Source organism: Nocardioides daeguensis, assembly GCF_019192965.1.
Lineage (GTDB): Bacteria > Actinomycetota > Actinomycetes > Propionibacteriales > Nocardioidaceae > Nocardioides > Nocardioides daeguensis.
In genome coordinates this window covers 156,368-174,179 of sequence record NZ_JAHTKU010000011.1, presented here as the reverse complement: position 1 = coordinate 174,179, position 17,812 = coordinate 156,368, and the positions used below count along the sequence as shown (strand labels likewise).

14 protein-coding genes are annotated in these 17,812 nt (G+C 72.2%); 4 read left to right on the top strand and 10 right to left on the bottom strand.

Annotated features, from left to right (window positions below):
- Positions 1-57 precede the first annotated feature (57 nt).
- The 4 genes from KU893_RS10200 to KU893_RS10185 are packed head-to-tail and all read left to right on the top strand — an operon-like array spanning position 58 to position 4,549.
- A complete protein-coding gene (locus KU893_RS10200; protein WP_218234237.1) occupies positions 58-2,346 on the top strand; it encodes a catalase in 2,289 nt (762 codons plus the stop codon).
- Between the two features lie 29 nt (positions 2,347-2,375).
- The gene (locus KU893_RS10195) at positions 2,376-2,876 is read left to right on the top strand and encodes a flavodoxin family protein (protein ID WP_218234236.1); all 501 of its coding nucleotides are present in this window, start codon (positions 2,376-2,378) and stop codon (positions 2,874-2,876) included.
- 22 nt (positions 2,877-2,898) lie between these two features.
- A complete protein-coding gene (locus KU893_RS10190) occupies positions 2,899-3,702 on the top strand; it encodes a septum formation family protein (RefSeq protein WP_257441335.1) in 804 nt (267 codons plus the stop codon).
- Between the two features lie 4 nt (positions 3,703-3,706).
- Positions 3,707-4,549 carry a septum formation family protein gene (locus tag KU893_RS10185; RefSeq protein ID WP_218234234.1) on the top strand — a complete coding sequence of 281 codons (843 nt, stop codon included), beginning with the start codon at positions 3,707-3,709 and terminating at the stop codon, positions 4,547-4,549.
- Positions 4,550-4,570: 21 nt separating this feature from the next.
- Here KU893_RS10185 and era read toward each other — a convergent pair whose 3' ends face one another.
- The 10 genes from era to KU893_RS10135 form a co-directional block, all read right to left on the bottom strand.
- Positions 4,571-5,668 carry a GTPase Era gene (gene era / locus KU893_RS10180; protein ID WP_218234233.1) on the bottom strand — a complete coding sequence of 366 codons (1,098 nt, stop codon included), beginning with the start codon at positions 5,666-5,668 and terminating at the stop codon, positions 4,571-4,573.
- Entirely contained in the window at positions 5,665-6,441 is a 777-nt protein-coding gene (locus tag KU893_RS10175) for a siderophore-interacting protein (protein WP_218234232.1), read from the bottom strand. Before KU893_RS10175 ends, era begins: the two co-directional genes overlap by 4 nt.
- Before the next feature lie 37 nt (positions 6,442-6,478).
- Complete coding sequence (locus KU893_RS10170; protein WP_218234231.1) at positions 6,479-6,904, bottom strand: DUF6916 family protein; 426 nt, start codon at positions 6,902-6,904, stop codon at positions 6,479-6,481.
- Positions 6,901-7,683, bottom strand: a complete 783-nt coding sequence (locus tag KU893_RS23840; protein WP_218234230.1) for a GNAT family N-acetyltransferase — start codon at positions 7,681-7,683, stop codon at positions 6,901-6,903. Before KU893_RS23840 ends, KU893_RS10170 begins: the two co-directional genes overlap by 4 nt.
- Positions 7,684-7,715: 32 nt before the next feature.
- On the bottom strand, positions 7,716-8,237 hold the full coding sequence (locus tag KU893_RS10160) for a phage tail protein (protein ID WP_218234229.1): 522 nt from the start codon (positions 8,235-8,237) through the stop codon (positions 7,716-7,718).
- A 9-nt stretch (positions 8,238-8,246) separates the two neighbouring features.
- Positions 8,247-8,768, bottom strand: a complete 522-nt coding sequence (locus tag KU893_RS10155; RefSeq protein WP_218234228.1) for a phage tail protein — start codon at positions 8,766-8,768, stop codon at positions 8,247-8,249.
- Positions 8,769-8,777: 9 nt separating this feature from the next.
- Positions 8,778-9,278, bottom strand: a complete 501-nt coding sequence (locus KU893_RS10150; RefSeq protein ID WP_218234227.1) for a phage tail protein — start codon at positions 9,276-9,278, stop codon at positions 8,778-8,780.
- A 34-nt stretch (positions 9,279-9,312) separates the two neighbouring features.
- A complete protein-coding gene (locus tag KU893_RS10145) occupies positions 9,313-14,865 on the bottom strand; it encodes an Ig-like domain-containing protein (protein ID WP_218234226.1) in 5,553 nt (1,850 codons plus the stop codon).
- Between the two features lie 148 nt (positions 14,866-15,013).
- The gene (locus tag KU893_RS10140; protein WP_218234225.1) at positions 15,014-16,312 is read right to left on the bottom strand and encodes an SAM-dependent methyltransferase; all 1,299 of its coding nucleotides are present in this window, start codon (positions 16,310-16,312) and stop codon (positions 15,014-15,016) included.
- Complete coding sequence (locus KU893_RS10135; protein ID WP_218234224.1) at positions 16,309-17,673, bottom strand: FAD-binding oxidoreductase; 1,365 nt, start codon at positions 17,671-17,673, stop codon at positions 16,309-16,311. The genes KU893_RS10140 and KU893_RS10135 overlap by 4 nt, the downstream gene beginning before the upstream one ends.
- Between the last annotated feature and the right edge of the window lie 139 nt (positions 17,674-17,812).

The following is a 17,812-nucleotide window of genomic DNA, read 5'->3' as shown; positions in this document are numbered from 1 at the left end:
GTCTCCGGCCGGGAGCCGCGGGTACCACGCGGGGACCCCGACCGGAAGGAACCCCCCATGGACCCGAAGCAGGTCGCCAAGGACGCCCTCGACAAGGTGGCCGACGCCGCCGAGCGTGTCGCCGACAAGGCGCTCGCCGCGGAAGACCCGGAGATCCCGGGCGCTCCCGCAGCCGCGCCGCCGAGCCTCGCCGAGCCGACCGAGCCGGTCGATCCGCTGCCGTCGAAGCCGGACCAGGCGACGCCCGACACCCGGACGCCGACCGGAGCCCCCGCGAGCGAAGACCCGCGGTCCGCCGGGCAGCAGGGACGGTGGCTGACGACGTCGACCGGCACCCGGTTGCGCGACACCGACCACTCGCTCAAGGCCGGAGAACGCGGTCCCACGCTGCTGCAGGACCACCACCTGCGCGAGAAGGTCACCCACTTCGACCACGAGCGGATCCCCGAGCGTGTGGTGCACGCCCGCGGCGCGGGCGCCCATGGCTACTTCGAGGGCTACGGCACCGCCGCGTCCGTGACCGTCGCCGGCCTGTTCGCGGCGGGCAAGCGAACACCGGTGTTCGTGCGGTTCTCGACCGTGCTCGGCTCGCGCGGGTCGGCTGACACGGTGCGTGACACCCGCGGGTTCGCGACGAAGTTCTACACCGACGAGGGGGTCTGGGACCTCGTCGGCAACAACATGCCGGTGTTCTTCATCCAGGACGGCATCAAGTTCCCCGACATCATCCACGCCGGCAAGCCGCACCCCGACCGCGAGATCCCCCAGGCCCAGAGCGCCCACGACACCTTCTGGGACTTCGTGTCGCTGCACACCGAGGCCCAGCACCACGCCCTGTGGAACATGTCCGACCGCGGCATCCCGCGCTCCTACCGGATGATGGAGGGGTTCGGGGTCCACACCTTCCGGATGATCAACGCGGCGGGCGAGACCTCGCTGGTGAAGTTCCACTGGAAGCCGCGGCTCGGCATCCACTCCCTGACCTGGGAGGAGGCGCAGCTGATCGGCGGGCTGGACCCGGACTTCCACCGCCGGGACCTGGCCGACGCCATCGAGACGGGAGCCCACCCGGAGTGGGAGCTCGGGATCCAGGTCTTCGAGGACACCGACGACCAGCTCTTCGAGGGCATCGACCTGCTCGATCCCACCAAGCTGGTGCCCGAGGAGTTCGCGCCGGTCCAGCCGATCGGGCGGATGGTTCTCGATCGCAACCCCACCAACTTCTTCGCCGAGACCGAGCAGGTCGCCTTCCACGTCGGGCACCTCGTGCCGGGCATCGACGTGACCGACGACCCGCTGGTCCAGGCCCGGCTGTTCTCGTACGTCGACACGCAGCTCACCCGCCTCGGCGGCCCGAACTTCAACCAGATCCCGGTCAACCGCACCCACGCACCCGTGAACGACATGCTCCGCGACGGGTTCCACCAGCACGCGGTGCATTCCGGGGTCGCGCCGTACCGGCCGAACTCGCTCGACGGTGGCTGCCCGTTCACGGCAGGAGGCGACCTGTCCGACGACCAGACCCGCGCGTTCGTGGACGCGGCCCACAACGTGGCCGGTCCGAAGGTGCGCACCCGACCGGCGACCTTCGACGACCACTTCACCCAGCCGCGGCTGTTCTGGCAGAGCATGAGCCCGGTCGAGCAGGAGCACATCATCCGGGCCTACAGCTTCGAGCTGGGCAAGTGCTTCGAGCGGGCCGTCAAGGAACGACAGCTCCAGGCCCTGGCCAACATCGATCCCCGACTCTGCGCCGAGGTCGCGACCGCGCTGGGCCTCCCCGCGCCGAAGCCCACCGGCGAGCTGGCCGTGGTGACGCCCAGCCCCGCGCTCTCCCAGCTCTCCGGCGGACCCTGGCCGGGCGACGGTCGGGTCGTCGGGATCGTCGTCGACCCCGACGGCGACCTCACGGACGTGTCCGAGGTGCGCTCCGCGATCCTGGCGGCCGGCATGGTGCCCCTGGTGATCGCGCCGCACGGCGGAACCGTGGACGAGCTGGCCGTGCAACGGACCTTCGCGACGGTGCGTTCCGTCGAGCTCGACGCGGTGCTCCTCGCCGGCTCCCCGGTGGCCGCCCCGGACGCGCTGCCCGCGCGCGACGCCAAGGCTGGCGCCGCGCCCACCTCGACGCTCGACCCCCGGGTGGTGCTGCTGGTGGAGGAGGCCTACCGCCACGCGAAGGTCATCGGCGCGTGGGGCGACGGTGTCCGCGCGCTGACCGTCTCGGGCGTTCCCGAGGACGTCTCCGGTGTCGTCACCGGCAGCGCGGGTATCGGCGTGCTGGACGAGGTCCTCGCCCTGGCAGGGACGCACCGGGCCTGGGAGCGGTTCGTGACGGTCGGGTAGGCCGGGGCACGTCGGTCTAGCCTGACGGGGTGCCCCGGCTCCTGATCGTCCACCACTCCCCCACCCGCTCGATGCGGGCGCTGCTCAAGCAGGTCGTGGCCGGGGCCCACGACGAGGACGTCCAGGCGACCGCGGCGGTGGAGGTCGTCGTCCGGCCGGCGCTGGAGGCCACGGCCGACGACGTCTCGACGGCCGACGGCTACGTCCTCGGCACCACCGCCAACTTCGGCTACATGAGCGGGGCCCTCAAGCACTTCTTCGACTCGACCTTCCTCGCCGTCGGCGGCGCCCTCGACCCGACGGGGGCGCCGGCCGACGGAGCCGGTGCGACCGCGGGGCGGCCCTACGGGCTGTGGTTGCACGGACGCTACGACCTCACCGGCGCCGAGCGGTCGGTGCACTCGATCGTGGGCGCGCTCGGCTGGCGGCAGGGGTACGACGTGCTCGGCGTCCTCGGTGACGTCGACGACACGGCGTTGGCGGCGGCCTATGCGTTGGGCGCTACGATCGCGGCACTCCTGGCCGACTGACCACCGAGAGGGGCTGGACCGCGTGCTGCACCGAGTGGTCGTGCTGCTCGCCCTCGCCCTGCTGGCTCCTGTCCTCGCCGCATGCGGCACGCAGGACCAGGGCAGCAACACCGACGACGACCAGGTCGACTCGCTCGAGGTCCCCGCGAACGGCGTGTGCCGCTCGCTGACGCCCGACGACGTCGCCCTGCCCGCGAACGCGACCCGGACCGTCGCCTGCTCGAAGGAGCACACGGCCGAGACCTTCGCCACCGGAGAGCTGCCCGAGGAGTTCGACGACGCGACGTACGACGACAAGGAGCTCGGCCGGTTCGCCTACCGGACCTGCTCGGCCGCGTTCGCCGAGTTCGTCGCGGCCGACGAGAGCCTGGCGCTGCGCACCACGCTGAGCTGGGCCTGGTTCCGGCCCTCGGAGAAGGCATGGGGCAAGGGCGCGCGCTGGTACCGCTGCGACGTGCTGGGCGGGAGCACCGCGAGCACGTCGTACCGCCCTCTCCCGGAGACGGCCAAGGGCATGCTCGCCGGCCGCCCGCCGGACGTGTGGCTCAGCTGCGCCCGCGGCCCGTCGGTGGGTGAGGGCGAGAAGGTGCCGTGCTCGCAGAAGCACGACTGGCGCGCGGTGACGACCGTGAAGCTCGGGCAGCCGGAGGACCCCTATCCCGGCGACCGGGTGATGGAGAGCCGCACCGAGTCGTTCTGCTCGGGGTCGGTCAAGGCCTGGCTGAACTACCCGTCCGAGTTCGAGTACGGCTACACCTTCTTCCACCAGGCCGAGTGGGACGCCGGGATCCGCCGCTCGGTGTGCTGGGCGAGGACGAGTGAGTGACCCGATGAGCAACCGGACACCCCTCCTGCGCCGTACCGGCACCATCGCCGCTGCCCTCCTCGCGCTGACCGGGCTCGCCGCCTGCAGCAACGGTGGCGACGACGACAGCACGGCGCCGAAGCAGGAGCCGACGACGCAGACCACGGCGGCCGCGCCCGACCCCGGGCCCGCCACCGACGCCTGCTACTCGCTGCCGTACGACGCCGCGCTCGCCCCGACCTCCACGGCCGCCGCCGTCGACTGCGGCCAGCCGCACACCAGCGTCACCTTCGCGGTCGGCACCATCGACGCGGTCCTCGACGGTCACCTGCTCGCGGTCGACTCCGAGCGGGTGCAGGCGCAGGTCTCGACGGCCTGCCCCGCCCAGCTGCTCACCTACGTCGGCGGCACCCTCACCCACCTGCGGCTGAGCATGATCCGCTCGATCTGGTTCACCCCCACCGTCGAGCAGTCCGACGCCGGCGCCAGCTGGTACCGCTGCGACGCCGTCCTCCTCGACGGCGCCTCGAAGCTCGCCGAGCTCGACGGCGATCTCTCGGGCGTGCTCGGCGGCAAGACCGTGCCCGACCAGTACGCCATGTGCGGCACCGCCGCGCCCGACGCCCCTGCCTTCGAGCGGGTCCGCTGCTCGGCCAAGCACTCGTGGCGCGCGATCGACGTCGTCGCCTTCGACGAGACCGACTACCCCGGCGCCAAGGTGGTCCAGGCTGCCGGCCGGACGAAGTGCGAGGACGCCGCCGCCGGCGTCGCCGAGGACCCGCTGACGTTCAAGTGGGGCTACGAGTGGCCCACGAAGGAGCAGTGGGCGATGGGCCAGCGGTTCGGCCGCTGCTGGACCGCCGAGTAGTCCGCCGAGGAGACCGCCGGCTCAGAAGCCGAGCTTGCGCAGCTGGCGCGGGTCGCGCTGCCAGTCCTTGGCGATCTTGACGTGCAGGTCGAGGTAGACCGGCGTGCCGAGCAGCGCCTCGATCTGCTTGCGGGCGGCGGTGCCGACCTCGCGCAGCCGCGCGCCCTTCCTGCCGATCACGATGCCCTTCTGGGAGTCGCGCTCGACGTACAGGTTGGCGTGGATGTCGAGGAGCGGCTTGTCGTCGGGGCGGCCCTCGCGCAGGCCCATCTCCTCGACGACGACGGCGATGGAGTGCGGGAGCTCGTCACGCACGCCGTCGAGGGCCGCCTCGCGGATCAGCTCGGCGGCGAGGATCTCCTCGGGCGCGTCGGTGAGGTCGCCGTCGGGGTACAGCGGCGGGCCCTCGGGCATCAGGCCGACCAGCAGGTCGCCGAGCAGGTCGATCTGGTCGCCGCCGACCGAGGAGACGGGGACGATCTCGGCCCAGTCGGTGCCGGTCTCGCGGCCGAGCTCGGCGATGTCGAGCAGGTGCTCGCCGATCCGCTCGGCGGTGACGAGGTCGGTCTTGGTGGCGACGGCGATCTTCGTCGTACGCCGGACCTTGGCCAGCTCGTTGACCAGGAACTTGTCGCCGGGACCGATCTTCTCGTCGGCCGGGAAGCAGACCGCGACGACGTCGACCTCGGCCCAGGTGGTCTTGACCAGGTCGTTGAGGCGTTCGCCGAGCAGGGTGCGGGGCCGGTGCAGGCCGGGGGTGTCGACCAGGACCAGCTGGCCGTCGGGGCGGTGCACGATGCCGCGCACGACGGTGCGGGTCGTCTGCGGCTTGTCGGAGGTGATCACGATCTTCTGGCCGACCAGGGCGTTGGTCAGCGTCGACTTGCCGACGTTGGGGCGCCCGACGAAGCAGGCGAAGCCGCTGCGGTAGCCGTCCGGCACGTCGCCGGTGCCGAACACCGGCGCGGCCGGCGGCGGCAGGGCGCCGAAGTCCTCGTCGAACTCGTCCTCGTCGAAGTCCTCGTCGTCCTCGAGCTCGTCGAGCTCGTCGAGCTCGTCGAGCTCGGCTGCCTCGTGCTGCTCCGCCTCGTGCTGGTCGGCCTCGTGCTGGTCGTTCACTGCTCCACCCCTGCCTGCGCTGCGTCGTAGTCGGCCCAGATCTCCTCGTCGGACTTCCCGGCGGCCTTGCCGGCTCGCCAGATCGGGCCCGGGTCCACGGCACGCGGCTGGCGCTTCGCGACCGAGCGCCAGTAGCCCATGACGTCGTAGTGGGTGCTCGGGAGCTTGCGCTCGCGCATCAGGTGCTTGCGGATCGCCCGCATCTGGGCGGACTCCCCGGCCATCCAGAAGTAGCCCTCGCCCGCGGGCCAGTCGATCTCCTCGACGACCTCGGCGAGCCGGCTCTCGGGACCGAGCGGGAGCCAGCTGACCTCGGCGCCGGCCGGGAAGTAGCCCTCGATCCGGGAGTCGGCAGGAACCTCGGCGTGGATCCGGACCGGCAGCCGCTCGCCGTGCTCGGCCGCGATCCGAGCCATGGCGGGCAGCGCGGTGAGGTCGCCGACCAGCAGCAGCCACTGCGCGTCGTCGGGCGGCAGGAACGAGCCCTTGGCCTCGGTGAGCACGACCTGCTGGCCCACGGGATCGCCGGACGCCCACTCGGTCACGAGCCCGACGTCGTGCACGACGACGTCGAGCACCATCCGGCCCGCGTCGAAGGAGCGCACCGTGTAGTAGCGGCTCTGGAACTGACCGGGCACGACCAGCCCGACCCACTCGTCGGCGATTCCGGTCGAGGCGAAGCCCGGTACGTCGAGCGTCAGCCGCACGAGGTGCGGCGTCACCTGCTCACGGCCGAGGACCGTGGCGTCATACTGCTGGGCCCGGGTGCTCACCGGCCCAGGCTAGTGGGGCGAGCGCCCGCACACCCACTCACCGGTTGTTGACCACCGCCCGGTAGGTCCGTCGGGTGTCGTCGGTGGCCACCAGGAACAGCGACGTCGCCTTGAACCGGCGCCGGCGCAGCTGGAAGGTGCCCTGGTCGGGCCCGGGCCGTGGCGCGGTGAAGGTGAGGGCGAAGCTGCGCTCGGAGCCCTTCTCGGCGGCCGGCAGGTTGGTGACCTTCACCAGCTTCATCCGCATCCGCATCCCGGGGCCGCTCACCGTGAAGCGCGACCCACGGTGGGCCTTGAACCGCTTGCGGCGGTAGAGCTTGCGGTTCGCGGTGAACCTCGGCGCCGCGGCCGGTACCGCGCCGAGGGGCGCGGCGGCCACGCGGGGTGCGGGTACACCGACGGCGGCAACGGCCACGCCGGTGGCGGTCGCACCGAGCACGGTACGGCGGGTCAGCTCGGTCATCGGCGCTCTCCTAGGCTGGGGACGTGACTGCGTGGTGGGACTTCGACGACTTCTCCGGGCTCGTGGGCGACCCGTTCGTGCTGGTGCTGCCGGACGGCGCGGAGGTGCCCCTCGTGCTCTCCGAGGCGACCCTGGGCGGGCAGCTCGGCGGCACCGCCCCCGACGGCACGTCCCGCCACCAGTTCTCCCTGGTCTTCACCGGCCCACGAGAGCCCGCGCTCGGCCAGGGCACCCGCGAGCTGAGCCATGCCGGCCTCGGCACCCTCGCGCTCTTCCTCGTGCCGCTCGGCACCGGCAGCGACGGGCCGCGCTACGAGGCCGCCTTCGCCTGACGTCGGGCGCCACTCGAGGAGCCGGTGGATCCCGCGCTGCCCCGCGTCGGTGAAGCCGAGCCGTTCGTAGAGGCGTGCTGCCCGCAGGTTGGTCACCTCCACGTGCAGGCTGACGCCGCGGCCGGTGGCCGCCGCCTCGTCGAGGACGTCGCGGAGCAGGGTGCTGCCGATCCCCTGGCCGCGGACCTCGGGCAGCAGGGCGAGGTCGACCACGTGGATCCGGTCCGGCCAGCGGGCGAGGGTGAGCCGACCGGCCGCGCGGCCCGCCACCTCCACCACCCAGAACGCACCGTCGGGGTACGCCGCGCGGTACTGGGCGGTCTGGATGTCGTGCTGCATCCGCAAGAACGCCTCCCGCTGGCCCGGTGCCCAGGTCACCTGGTCCAGCTCGTCGGCCCGGCTGGCGCCGTACAGCTCCAGCAGGAACGGGGCGTCCTCCGGCCGCACCGGACGGAGGGTCGGCTCGCCGGCGGCGCTCGTCACGGTCGCGCCGGGAAGATGCCCTGCAGGGCGATGCAGAAGTGCAGGGTCAGGTAGGGCTGCATGTTGTTGTGCGGCAGGGAGCCGCCGGCCGGCACCAGGGCCGCCGGGTCCAGCTGCGCGTTCGAGGACGCCTGGTAGAGCGTGCCGCCGGCCGACAGGCCGTACGACGCGTTCGGGTTGGGGGTGCTCGTGTCGGCCGGGTCGACCAGGTCGCCCCGCAGCGTGTGGCTGTGGACGGGCATCTCGGACTGCAGCAGCGTGACGGTCGAGGAGCCCGAGGACTCGCCGAGGAAACGGTCGCTGAGCCCCGGCCCCTGGCCGTGCTGGAGCGGCGCCTGGCCCTGCAGGTTCGGCAGGGCGAAGGTCGACTTCCCGTCGCCGCCGTAGGTCGTGCCGAGCAGGGAGAACAGTGCGGTGTTCTGCGAGATCGGCATCAGCTGCCCGTTGCAGAACGCCCACCCGGCGGGCGCGAAGTTGAAGGGGAACACGCGGATCTCCGCGAGGAACTGGTCGGCCATGGGGTGGTCCTAGGTCTGGCTCGGGTAGATGCCGAACAGGGAGATGATGAAGCTGACGCACAGATAGGGCTGCATGTTCTCGTGCGGCTGGTTGCCGCCGACCGGCCCGATCGCGGACGCCGCGAAGTTCCCCGTCGGTGCCTCGTTGACGTAGGGCACGACGTTGAGGGACATCGCCGGCAGGTTGCCCGCGGGGCTGACCTGGTTGCCCGGCTGCCCGGCCACCGCGGTGAGCGGGTGGGAGTGCACGGGGATCTGCTGGCTGCTGAGCGTCACGGTCTCGACACCGCCGTTCTCCCCTATCGTGTAGGTCGTCCCCGAGCCCCCGGTGCCCTGGTGGATCGGGATGCGTCCTTGCAGGTCGGGCAGGCGGAAGGTCTCCTGTCCGTCGCCGCCGTAGGTGGTCCCGATCAGGTTGAACAGGGTGTCGTTCTCGCTGATCGCCAGGGTCTGTCCCTGGCAGAACATCCAGCCGGAGGGTGCGAAGTTTCCGGCGAACATGCGGATCTCGCCGACATAGGGCTGTCCCACGGTGCGCTCCTAGCTCTGGCTCGGGTAGATGCCCTGCAGCGCGATGCAGAAGCTGAGGGTGAGGAAGGGCTGCCGGTTCTCGTGGGCCTGGTTGCCGCCGACGGAGGTGACGCTCCCCGGGTGGAACGTGGTCGACCCCGGCCCGGCGCGGTACGCATTGTTGCCGCCGCCGAGGAAGGCACCGTTGGGGCTGGCGGTGCCGCCGGTGGCCGTCGCAGAGACGGCGACCGGGTGGGTGTGGATCGGCAGCTCGGGCTGGGTGAGCGTGTGCGCCTCCTGGCCGCCGCGCTCGCCGAGGACGAAGCCGGCACCCTCGTGGATCGGCACGCGGCCCCGCAGGTCGGGCAGGGCGAAGTTGGTCTGGCCGTTTCCGCCGTAGGTGGTGCCGAGCAGGGAGAAGAGCGCCTGGTTCTGGTTGATCGGCAGGAACTGTCCGTTGCAGAGCGCCCAGCCCTTGGGGGGAAAGACGAAGGACATCAGCCGGATCTCGGCAAGGTACGGTTCAGCCACGGTGGCTCCTGGGCGTCGGGGTCATGGTCATGCGTCAGGGTGCGGGCAGCACCGGGCAGGCGGTCCCGACGAACCCGCCTCCCCCGGTGCCGACGGTGTTGGACGTGATCACCGTGGGCGATCCCGCGGGGTTCTGTGCCGCGACGAACGCCTGGACGGCCGCGTCGTTGTTGTTCGCGCCGGCGTAGCCCGGGACCCGGATCGTCGTGGACTGGCGCTGGCGCAGCCGGACGTCGTAGTCGTAGGCGGCCGACGGGACGGCGTCGGCACCGCTCGCCGCCAGGGTGTTGGCGCGCACGTCGGCACACACGTCGAAGGTGTCACCCGGGAACGTCCCGACGTTGTAGTGGACACCCTGCTTCGGGAAGCTCAGCGTGCCGGCGGTGGTGCCGGGCTCCGCGATCGTGTTGCCGGTCACGACGGTGCTGACGATGCCGCCCTGGGCGGAGGCCCCGCCACCGGCGACGACCTCGATGCCGAAGTTGTTGTAGCCACGGATCTGGTTGCCGGTGACGGCCCACTCGGTCGACCCTGCGCCGACCTGCTGGAGCTTGAGCCCCGACCCCTCGGCGGATCCCGAGTTGGGGACGCCGGAGACACCGATGGTGTTGTTGGCGAAGGTGCCCTTCTGCCGCGCCGCCCCCTGGCCCTTGGCCACGAGGACCCCCGGACCCACCGCACCGCGGAAGGAGTTGCCGGACACGTCCATCGTCGTCCCGCCGGCGAGACCGTCCTGGTAGATCGTCACGCCGCCGCCCCCGGTCGCGATCGCCGGGTGGGTGTTGGCGAAGGTGTTGCCGGTGACGGCGACGTCGCCGGCGCCGCTGCCCGAGTGGTAGACCGACAGCAGGTCGCCCGCGGCGCTGCTGAACGTGTTGCCGGTGATGGTGGTGTGCAGGGAGCCGGCCGTGAGGGTGCTCTCGATCGCGAGCGCGTCGTTGTTGGGCCGGCTGCCGTTGGCGCCGAACGTGACGTTGGTGACGCTCACGTCGAGCGCCCCACCGGTGCCGGTGACCCGCAGGTTGTCCTCGTAGCCGCCGCTGACGTGGCTGTCGGAGACCGACACCGCTCCGCTCGCGCTGTCGAGCCGGATGCTGGAGTCGTCGTACGGCGAGGCTTCGGTGGTGCCGTTGCTGCCGTTCACCACGCTGTTGGCGATCGTGAGCCCGGCGACGCCGGACCCCCGGATGCCGTAGTTGGCGTGGTCGTGGATCCACATCCGGGTCAGCGACGGCGCCTTGGTGCTCGCGAGGACGATGCCCGCGCCGTCCGGCGTCGTGCTCGAGCTGTCGGCCCCGGTGGTGCCGCTGATGACACCGCCGGTGCAGCCACTGGTGGTGGCCGCGGTGCAGGTGCCGCCGGTCCCGGTGACGGTGAGCGAACCGGCGCTGCCCGTGTTGGACACCAAGATGCCGCCGACGCCGCCGGCCGCGTCGACCCGCGCGAGGGTGAGCCCCGCGGCGCCGATGTCGGTGTCGCTCACCCACAGCGCACGACCCGTGCCCGAGGCGATCGTGTTGCCGGAGCCGGTCACGGTGAGCGAGCCGCTCGTCGTGGCCTTGAGGCCCTCGCCGCTGGTGGTGGTCAGCGCGAGGTTGCCCCCGGTGACGTTCAGGGTGTGACCGTCGCTGCCGTTCATCGTGAGGGCAGCGCTGGTTCCGGTGCTGAACGTCTTGGTCGCTCCGCTGACCACGGTCGAGCCGCCGGTGTTGCCGGTCAGCACGATCCCGCCGCCGTTGTCGGGACCGTCGGTGAGGGACCCGCTGAGGGTCACGGTGCCGCCGGAGCGGGCGGTGACCTCGAGGGTGCCGCCGGTGCCGTCGGTGATCGCGCCGGGGTAGGTGATCGTCCCGCTGCCCCCGTTGACGTCCACGGCGGTGCCCTGGGCGCCGCCGATCGTGCCGCCGGTGGCGGTGAACGAGCCGGCCCCGAGCCCGTCGAGGTTGAGGCCCGTGGTGGTGCTGGACGTCGAGGTCACCGTGTCGAAGGCGAGCTGCGGGGCGGTCGTCGCGCTGACGTCGACGGCGGGACCGCCGCCGGCCGAGATGTCGGCCGCCGCGCCGGCGGGAACCGTCACCGAGCCCGCGGACTGCAGCCGGAAGGCGGCAACGGTGCTGCCCGTGGTGGTCAGGGACAGGTCGCCGAAGGTAGTGGTGCCGGTGGTCGACACCAGCTCGACGGCGCCGCTGCCCGAGCCGGTCACCGTGATCGCGTCGAAGACGCTGGTGCCGAGCCCGGTGCTCGTGGCGGACAGCGCCCGCGCACCCTTGGTGGTGACCTGGATCGTGCTCGCCGGGTCGAACGTCACCGTGCCGGCGGCGTTGAGCCGGACCCCGATCGAGGTGCTCGCCTGGCCGGTCGCGGCCGACGTGTCGACGACCAGGTCGCTGACCGCGATCCCCGTGGTGAGTCCGTCGACCTCCAGCGCCGGCTGGGTGCCGGCGTTGCCGGTGTCGATGATCCGGACGTCGTCGATCGTGCCGCCGTCCCCGGCGCCGGCGGCGATACCGCCTCCCGCGCCCGAGGGGTCGATCCGCACACCGGTCACGTCGTTGGCCGCGGCCATCGTGACCACGTCGGCGCCGGTCGCCGTCAGCAGCGGACGCTGGCCCGCGACGCCCGCGGCGAGCGTGACGCCCCCGACGACCAGGTCCTGCGCCTCGCCGACCAGCCGCTGGCCGGACTTGAGGACGATGCCGGCGTCGTAGCCGGTGCTGGTGCCGTCACCGGCGTCGACGTAGATGGTCTGTCCGGCGCTCGAGGCGCTCGCGGCCTGGGCGAGGGTGTCGAACGGCGCGGACGAGGTGCCGCTGTTGCCGGCGGCGTCGTTGGCGACGTACCAGACGCAGCCGCTGACCGGGACGGTCACGGTCGCCGTGCTGGTGACGGCACCGGCGGGATCCTGGTCGGTGACGGTGTACATGAAGCTGTCGCTGGCGACTGCGCACCCCGCCGGCGGGCTGTAGGTGAAGTCCCCGTCGGCCTGGAGCGTGGCCGAGCCGCCCTGCGCGGTCGTGACGGTGGCGGCGACGACGGCGACGTCGGCGTTCGTCTCGATGTCGCTCGCACCGGCGAGCAGGTCGGCGGTCACGCTCTTGCGGGGGCCGGTGGCGCTCGGCGCACCGTCGGTGGGGTCGTCGACCACCAGGAGGGTGTTGCCGATGGCGCCCGAGCCGGCCGGGAGGGTCAGGGAGGCGGCGATCGGTGCGTCGTTGACGCAGGTGACGGTGACGGTGACGGTGGCCGTCGAGCCGCCCGTGATCGTGTAGGTGAACGTGTCGAGGGCCGTGCCGGGAGGCGCGTTGCAGTAGTTCGCCGCCGGGGTGTAGCTCACCGTCGCGCCGTTGGTCGTCGCGACGCCGTGCGCGGGCTGGGTCACGGAGGTGACGGAGGGCGGGGTGTCACCGACCTGGTCGTTGGCCAGCACCGTGATCGGACCGCCGGTGTCCTCGTCGATGGTGACCTGGTCGGCGACGGCCGTCGACGGGTCGTCGACACAGGTGACGGTCATCGTCACCGTCGCGGTCGAGCCGCCGGTGATCGTGTAGGTGAACGTGTCCAGGATCGTGCCCGGCGGGGCGTTGCAGTAGTTGGCCGCCGGGGTGTAGGTCACGCCGGTGCCGCCGCCGGTGATCGCGGCAGTGCCGTTCGCGGGCTGGGTGAGCGAGGTGACCTGCACCCCGCCGGCGTCAGGGTCCAGGTCGTTGGCCAGCACCGCGACCGCGCTCGCGGACGCGTCCTCGAGGACCGTCGCGCTGTCGTTCACCGCCACCGGGGCGTCGCCGACGCAGGTGACGGTGACGCTCACGGTCGCGACATCGCCCCCCGGGGACAGCGTGTAGGTGAAGGTGTCGAGCGACGTCGCCGGCGGCGCGTTGCAGTAGTTCGCCGCCGGGGCATAGGTCAGGCCGGTCCCGCCACCGGTGATCACCACCGTGCCGTTCGCGGGCTGCGTGACGGAGCCGATGGCGAAGGGGTCGCCGTCGACGTCGGCGTCGTTGGCCAGGACGTCGATCGCGCTGGCCGGGGCGTCCTCGGCCACGGTCGCGACGTCGTCGATCGCGGCCGGAGCGTCGTCCACGCAGGTCACGGTGACGCTCACCGTGGCCTCGTCGGCGCCGGGGGTGAGGGTGTAGCCGAACGTGTCCGGGGTGCCACCGGCCTGGGTGTTGCAGTAGTCGTCGGCCGGCTCGTAGGTCAGCCCCGTCCCCCCACCGGTGATCGCCACCGTGCCGTGGTCGGGCTGGGTCACCGACACGACGCTCTTGGGGCCGCCGTCGACGTCGGTGTCGTTGGCCAGGACGTCGATCGCGCTGGCCGGGGCGTCCTCGGCCACGGTCGCGACGTCGTCGATCGCGGCCGGAGCGTCGTCGACACAGGTCACCTCGACGGCCACGGAGGCGGTCACGCCGCCGGGCGTCAGGGTGTAGGTGAAGGTGTCCGGCGTGGTCCCGGGCGGCGTGGTGCAGAAGTCGGGATCGGGCTGGTAGGTCAGGCCCGTCCCTGCCCCGGTGACGACGACCGTGCCGTGCCCCGGCTGGGTCACGGACCCGATGACGAGCGGGTCCGCGTCGACGTCGGCGTCGTTGGCGAGGACCGGGATCGCCGTGGCCGGCGCGTCCTCGGCGAGCGTCGCGACGTCGTCAGCAGCCGTCGGGTCGTCGGGCAGGCAGCCGAGGTCGACGGTGACGCGACCGACGTCGGTGCGCCCCGTCCCGTCACCGACGGTGTAGTCGAACCGGCCGGCCCCGCTGCCGCAGCGGTCGGGCGTCGGGGTGAACCGGATGACCGCTCCCACGATGCTGACGGTGCCGCCGAGCGCGTCGGCGACCGCGGTCACCGTGAGCGGATCGCCGTCCGGGTCGGAGTCGTTGGCGACCGGGCTCCCGGCCCCGCCCACGGGCAGCTCCAGGACGGCGTCCTCGTCGCCGCTGACCGTGTCGTCGACGGCCACCGGCGCACCCGGCTGCCGCGGCGGCGTGGGTGGCGTCGGCGGGGTCCCGTGGTCGTCGCAGCTGCGCGCGAGGTGGTCGCCGGCCGAGCCGACGGTGGTGTCGGTGCCGCGGCCGCAGCCGAGGTCGTCGGCGCCCGGGCCACCGGCGAGCCGGTCGTCCCCGCGGCCGGCGTACAGGCTGTCATCGCCGCGGCCGCCCTGCAGGTCGTCGCTGCCCGCACCGCCGCGGAGCTCGTCGTCGCCGGCCTGGCCGCGCAGGGCGTCGTCGCCCGCTCCGCCGCGGAGCTGGTCGGCCCCGCTCCCCCCGCGCAGCACGTCGTCGCCTGCGCTGCCCCACAGCACGTCGTCGCCGGCCCCGCCGTCGATGACGTCGTCGCCGGGACCGCCGCTGATCACGTCGTCGCCTGCCCCGCCCGTGATCCGGTCGTCACCGCCGCGCCCGCAGATCACGTCGCGACCCGGCGTGCCGACGAGCACGTCGGGGCCGGGGGTGCCGGCGATGGTGCAAGAGCTGCGCGCCGGCGCCGAGGGCGCCACTGCCGTGGCCGGCAGCGCGGTGGCGAGCAGGAGCACCCCCGCCCCGCCCCAGCTCGTCACCTTGGCTGCGCGCGTGATCCCGCGACCGATCGTCATGACGTCCCCAAGCTGTGTCGGCACTCCGGTGCGCACAGCGCAGCACCGCCCCCGAGGACAGAGTCTTGCAGGCTCGGGCGTCGGGCGAGGCGAAAGGTGAGGACCCGGGACCAAAGTCCCCGGTCCTCACCTGTCGCGGAGCTCCGGCTCAGAAGTCGTGCCGCAGCGGGTAGCCGCTGACCCCGTCGTCGGTGCGGGTGGCCAGCACGTGGTGGAGCTGGATCTCGTTGCGCTCGAACGCGATCCGGGAGCCCGCCATGTAGAGGCCCCAGACCCGGGCCGTGCCCTCGTCGGTCTCGGCGACGCAGGCGTCCCAGTTGTCGGCCAGGTTCTGGCACCACCCGGCGAGGGTCTTCGCGTAGTGGACACGGAGGTTCTCGTGGTGCTGGACCTCGAGCCCGGCGTTCTCGACCGCCTCGACGATGGTGCCCGAGCCGGCGAGCTCACCGTCGGGGAACACGTAGCGGTCGATGAACGCGCCGGTCCGACGATCGACGTTGTCGTGGCGGGTGATGCAGTGGTTGAGCAGCCGGCCCTGGGGCTTGAGCTTGTCGTGGATGAAGGAGAAGTAGGCAGGGTAGTTGGCGATGCCGATGTGCTCGGTCAGGCCGATCGAGCTGACCGCGTCGAAGTCGCCCTCCTCGACCAGTCGGTAGTCGGAGTGGCGGACCTCGGCGAGGTCGTCGAGGCCCTGCCTCTTGATCTCCTCCTGCGCCCAGGTGGCTTGCTCGCGCGACAGCGTCACGCCCAGCACCTGGACGCCGTAGTGCTGGGCGGCGTGGCGGACCATGCCGCCCCAGCCGCAGCCGATGTCGAGCAGCCGCTGGCCCGGCTGCAGCCCGAGCTTGCGGCAGACCAGGTCGTACTTGTGCTCCTGCGCTTCCTCGAGGGTGGCGTCCGGCGTGGGGAACACCGCGCAGGTGTAGGTCATCGACGGGCCGAGCACGTGCTCGTAGAAGGTGTTCGAGACGTCGTAGTGGTGGCGGATCGCGTCGGCATCGCGCTCGTGCGAGTGGCGGCCCCACCAGCTGAGCGAACGCAGACCCTCCAGCCGGGTGCGCCAGGCCGGCAGGTGCTCCTGCGGCGGGGGCGGCGGCGGGACCAGGTGGCTCAGGCCCAGCGAGCGCAGGACGCCGACCAGCTCGCGCGGACCGGGGATGCCGAAATCGGTGTGGTCCTTGAGCAGCGAGAAGGCGGGGTACGGGTCCCCGGGGTGGGCGCCGTGCAGGACCAGGTCGCCGGCCACGTAGGCACGAGCCAGGCCGAGGTCGCCGGGCGCACTCATCAGGTAGGCCAGGCCGCGCTCGTTGACCAGCTCGATGCCGTAGGGCAGGTCGAGATCCCCGGCGGACGAGCCGTCGTACGCCTTGAACCACACCGGCAGACCGCCGGCGAACAGGGACGTGATCGTGGGCGCGATGCCCTTGCCGGAATGTGCCGTCGTCATCGGCTCCTCACCGCCTTGTCGTAGAGGGTCGTCAGTCGGTCGTCGGGATCGTGGATGCGCTTGACCGCCTCGAGCCGGGCGGTGTTGTAGAGCGCGTCGAAGGTGGCCTTGTCGTAGAAAGCGTCGGAGTAGAGCGACTTGTGGCCGCCGAGCTCGTGGACCTTGGCCTCGATCGCCCGGTTGCGCGGGCCGTCGACGGCCTCGGGGCCGACGTGGACGGTGCCCCAGAAGCCGACGTTGACGTAGACCTTGCCGGCGTCGAGGGGGTAGAGCGGCCAGGACCGGGTCGTGGCGAGCGGGCACAGCCACACCGGGCGCATGCCGACCTCCTCGTCGAACCAGGTGAGGAACTCCCCCAGCCGTTCGACGGGCACCTCGATGTCCTGCACCACCCGCTCGCGCAGCGGCCGTCCGGCGCGGCGGTCGAGCCGGTCGGCGATGCCGAAGCGACGGTCGAGGTGAAGCAGGCGCATGTAGACGTCGGAGCGGCGGTAGCGGCGCGGCCAGAACCGGCGGATCCGCGGGTTCTGCGCGCCGAAGGCGCCCGAGCACCAGAACCAGTCGGTGTCCCAGCGCCACAGGTAGTCGTGGAAGGTCAGCCGATCGCGGTCGCAGGTCTGCAGCGAGCGGTAGAAGACCTGCTGCCCGGTGTAGTCCGACGTCGGGCCCGGCTCGTCGGTCCAGCGCGCGAGAGTCAAGACGTGCTCCCCCGGGCCGAAGGAGACGCCGTCGAGGCCGTGGACCGGCTCGCCGTCGTACTCGCGGGTGGCGGCGACCTCGGCGATCGTCTTGGCCAGCAGGTCGGCGTCGTCGATGCGGACGTGGCGCAGGGCGACGTACGGCGGCACCGGGGCCAGCTTGATCCGCAGCCGGGTGGCGTAGCCGAGCGAGCCGTAGGAGTTGGGGAAGGCGTCGAAGAGGTCGTCGCCGGGACGCGTCGTGACGACCTGTCCGCTGCCGGTGAAGACGTCCATCTCCAGCACCGACTCGTGGGGCAGGCCGAGACGGAAGCTGGTCGACTCGATGCCGAGACCGCTCACCGCACCGCCCAGGGTGATCGTGCGCAGCTGGGGGACGACGTAGGGGACGAGACCGTGGGGCAGGGTCGCGTCGACCAGGTCCTCGTAGGTGCACATGCCCTGGACCTCGGCGACCGGGCCGTCCGGGCCGTCCGGGCGCACCTCGATCACGCCGGCCAGGCCACTGACGTCGAGACCCGGCGCACGGGTGGCGGCACGGGCCCGGAACAGGTTGGTCGTCCGCTTCGCGAGGCGCACGGGCTGGCCGGCGGGGATGGCGGCGTAGGAGTCGCCGAGCCGGCGCACGGCGCGCTCGTGATCCTCCCAAGAGCGGATGGCCATGGTTCGAAACTACTCCTGTCGGGGACGACGAGTCTCCGGTGGTTGACCTCACTCAACCAGTTGTCGTGTCCTTGGCCAAGTGGATTTCGGGGCCATCCGTTCCCGACGATGAGGGAGTTTCACCGGCCGGCCGGTGAAA

Bases quoted from the DNA above. Each gene is read 5' to 3' on its own strand.
- KU893_RS10200 (WP_218234237.1), top strand. From the start codon at position 58: ATGGACCCGAAGCAGGTCGCCAAGGACGCCCTCGACAAGGTGGCCGAC.
- KU893_RS10185 (WP_218234234.1), top strand. From the start codon at position 3,707: ATGAGCAACCGGACACCCCTCCTGCGCCGTACCGGCACCATCGCCGCT.
- KU893_RS10145 (WP_218234226.1), bottom strand. From the start codon at position 14,865: ATGACGATCGGTCGCGGGATCACGCGCGCAGCCAAGGTGACGAGCTGG.
- KU893_RS10160 (WP_218234229.1), bottom strand. From the start codon at position 8,237: ATGGCCGACCAGTTCCTCGCGGAGATCCGCGTGTTCCCCTTCAACTTC.
- KU893_RS10135 (WP_218234224.1), bottom strand. From the start codon at position 17,673: ATGGCCATCCGCTCTTGGGAGGATCACGAGCGCGCCGTGCGCCGGCTC.
- KU893_RS10140 (WP_218234225.1), bottom strand. From the start codon at position 16,312: ATGACGACGGCACATTCCGGCAAGGGCATCGCGCCCACGATCACGTCC.
- KU893_RS10170 (WP_218234231.1), bottom strand. From the start codon at position 6,904: ATGACCGAGCTGACCCGCCGTACCGTGCTCGGTGCGACCGCCACCGGC.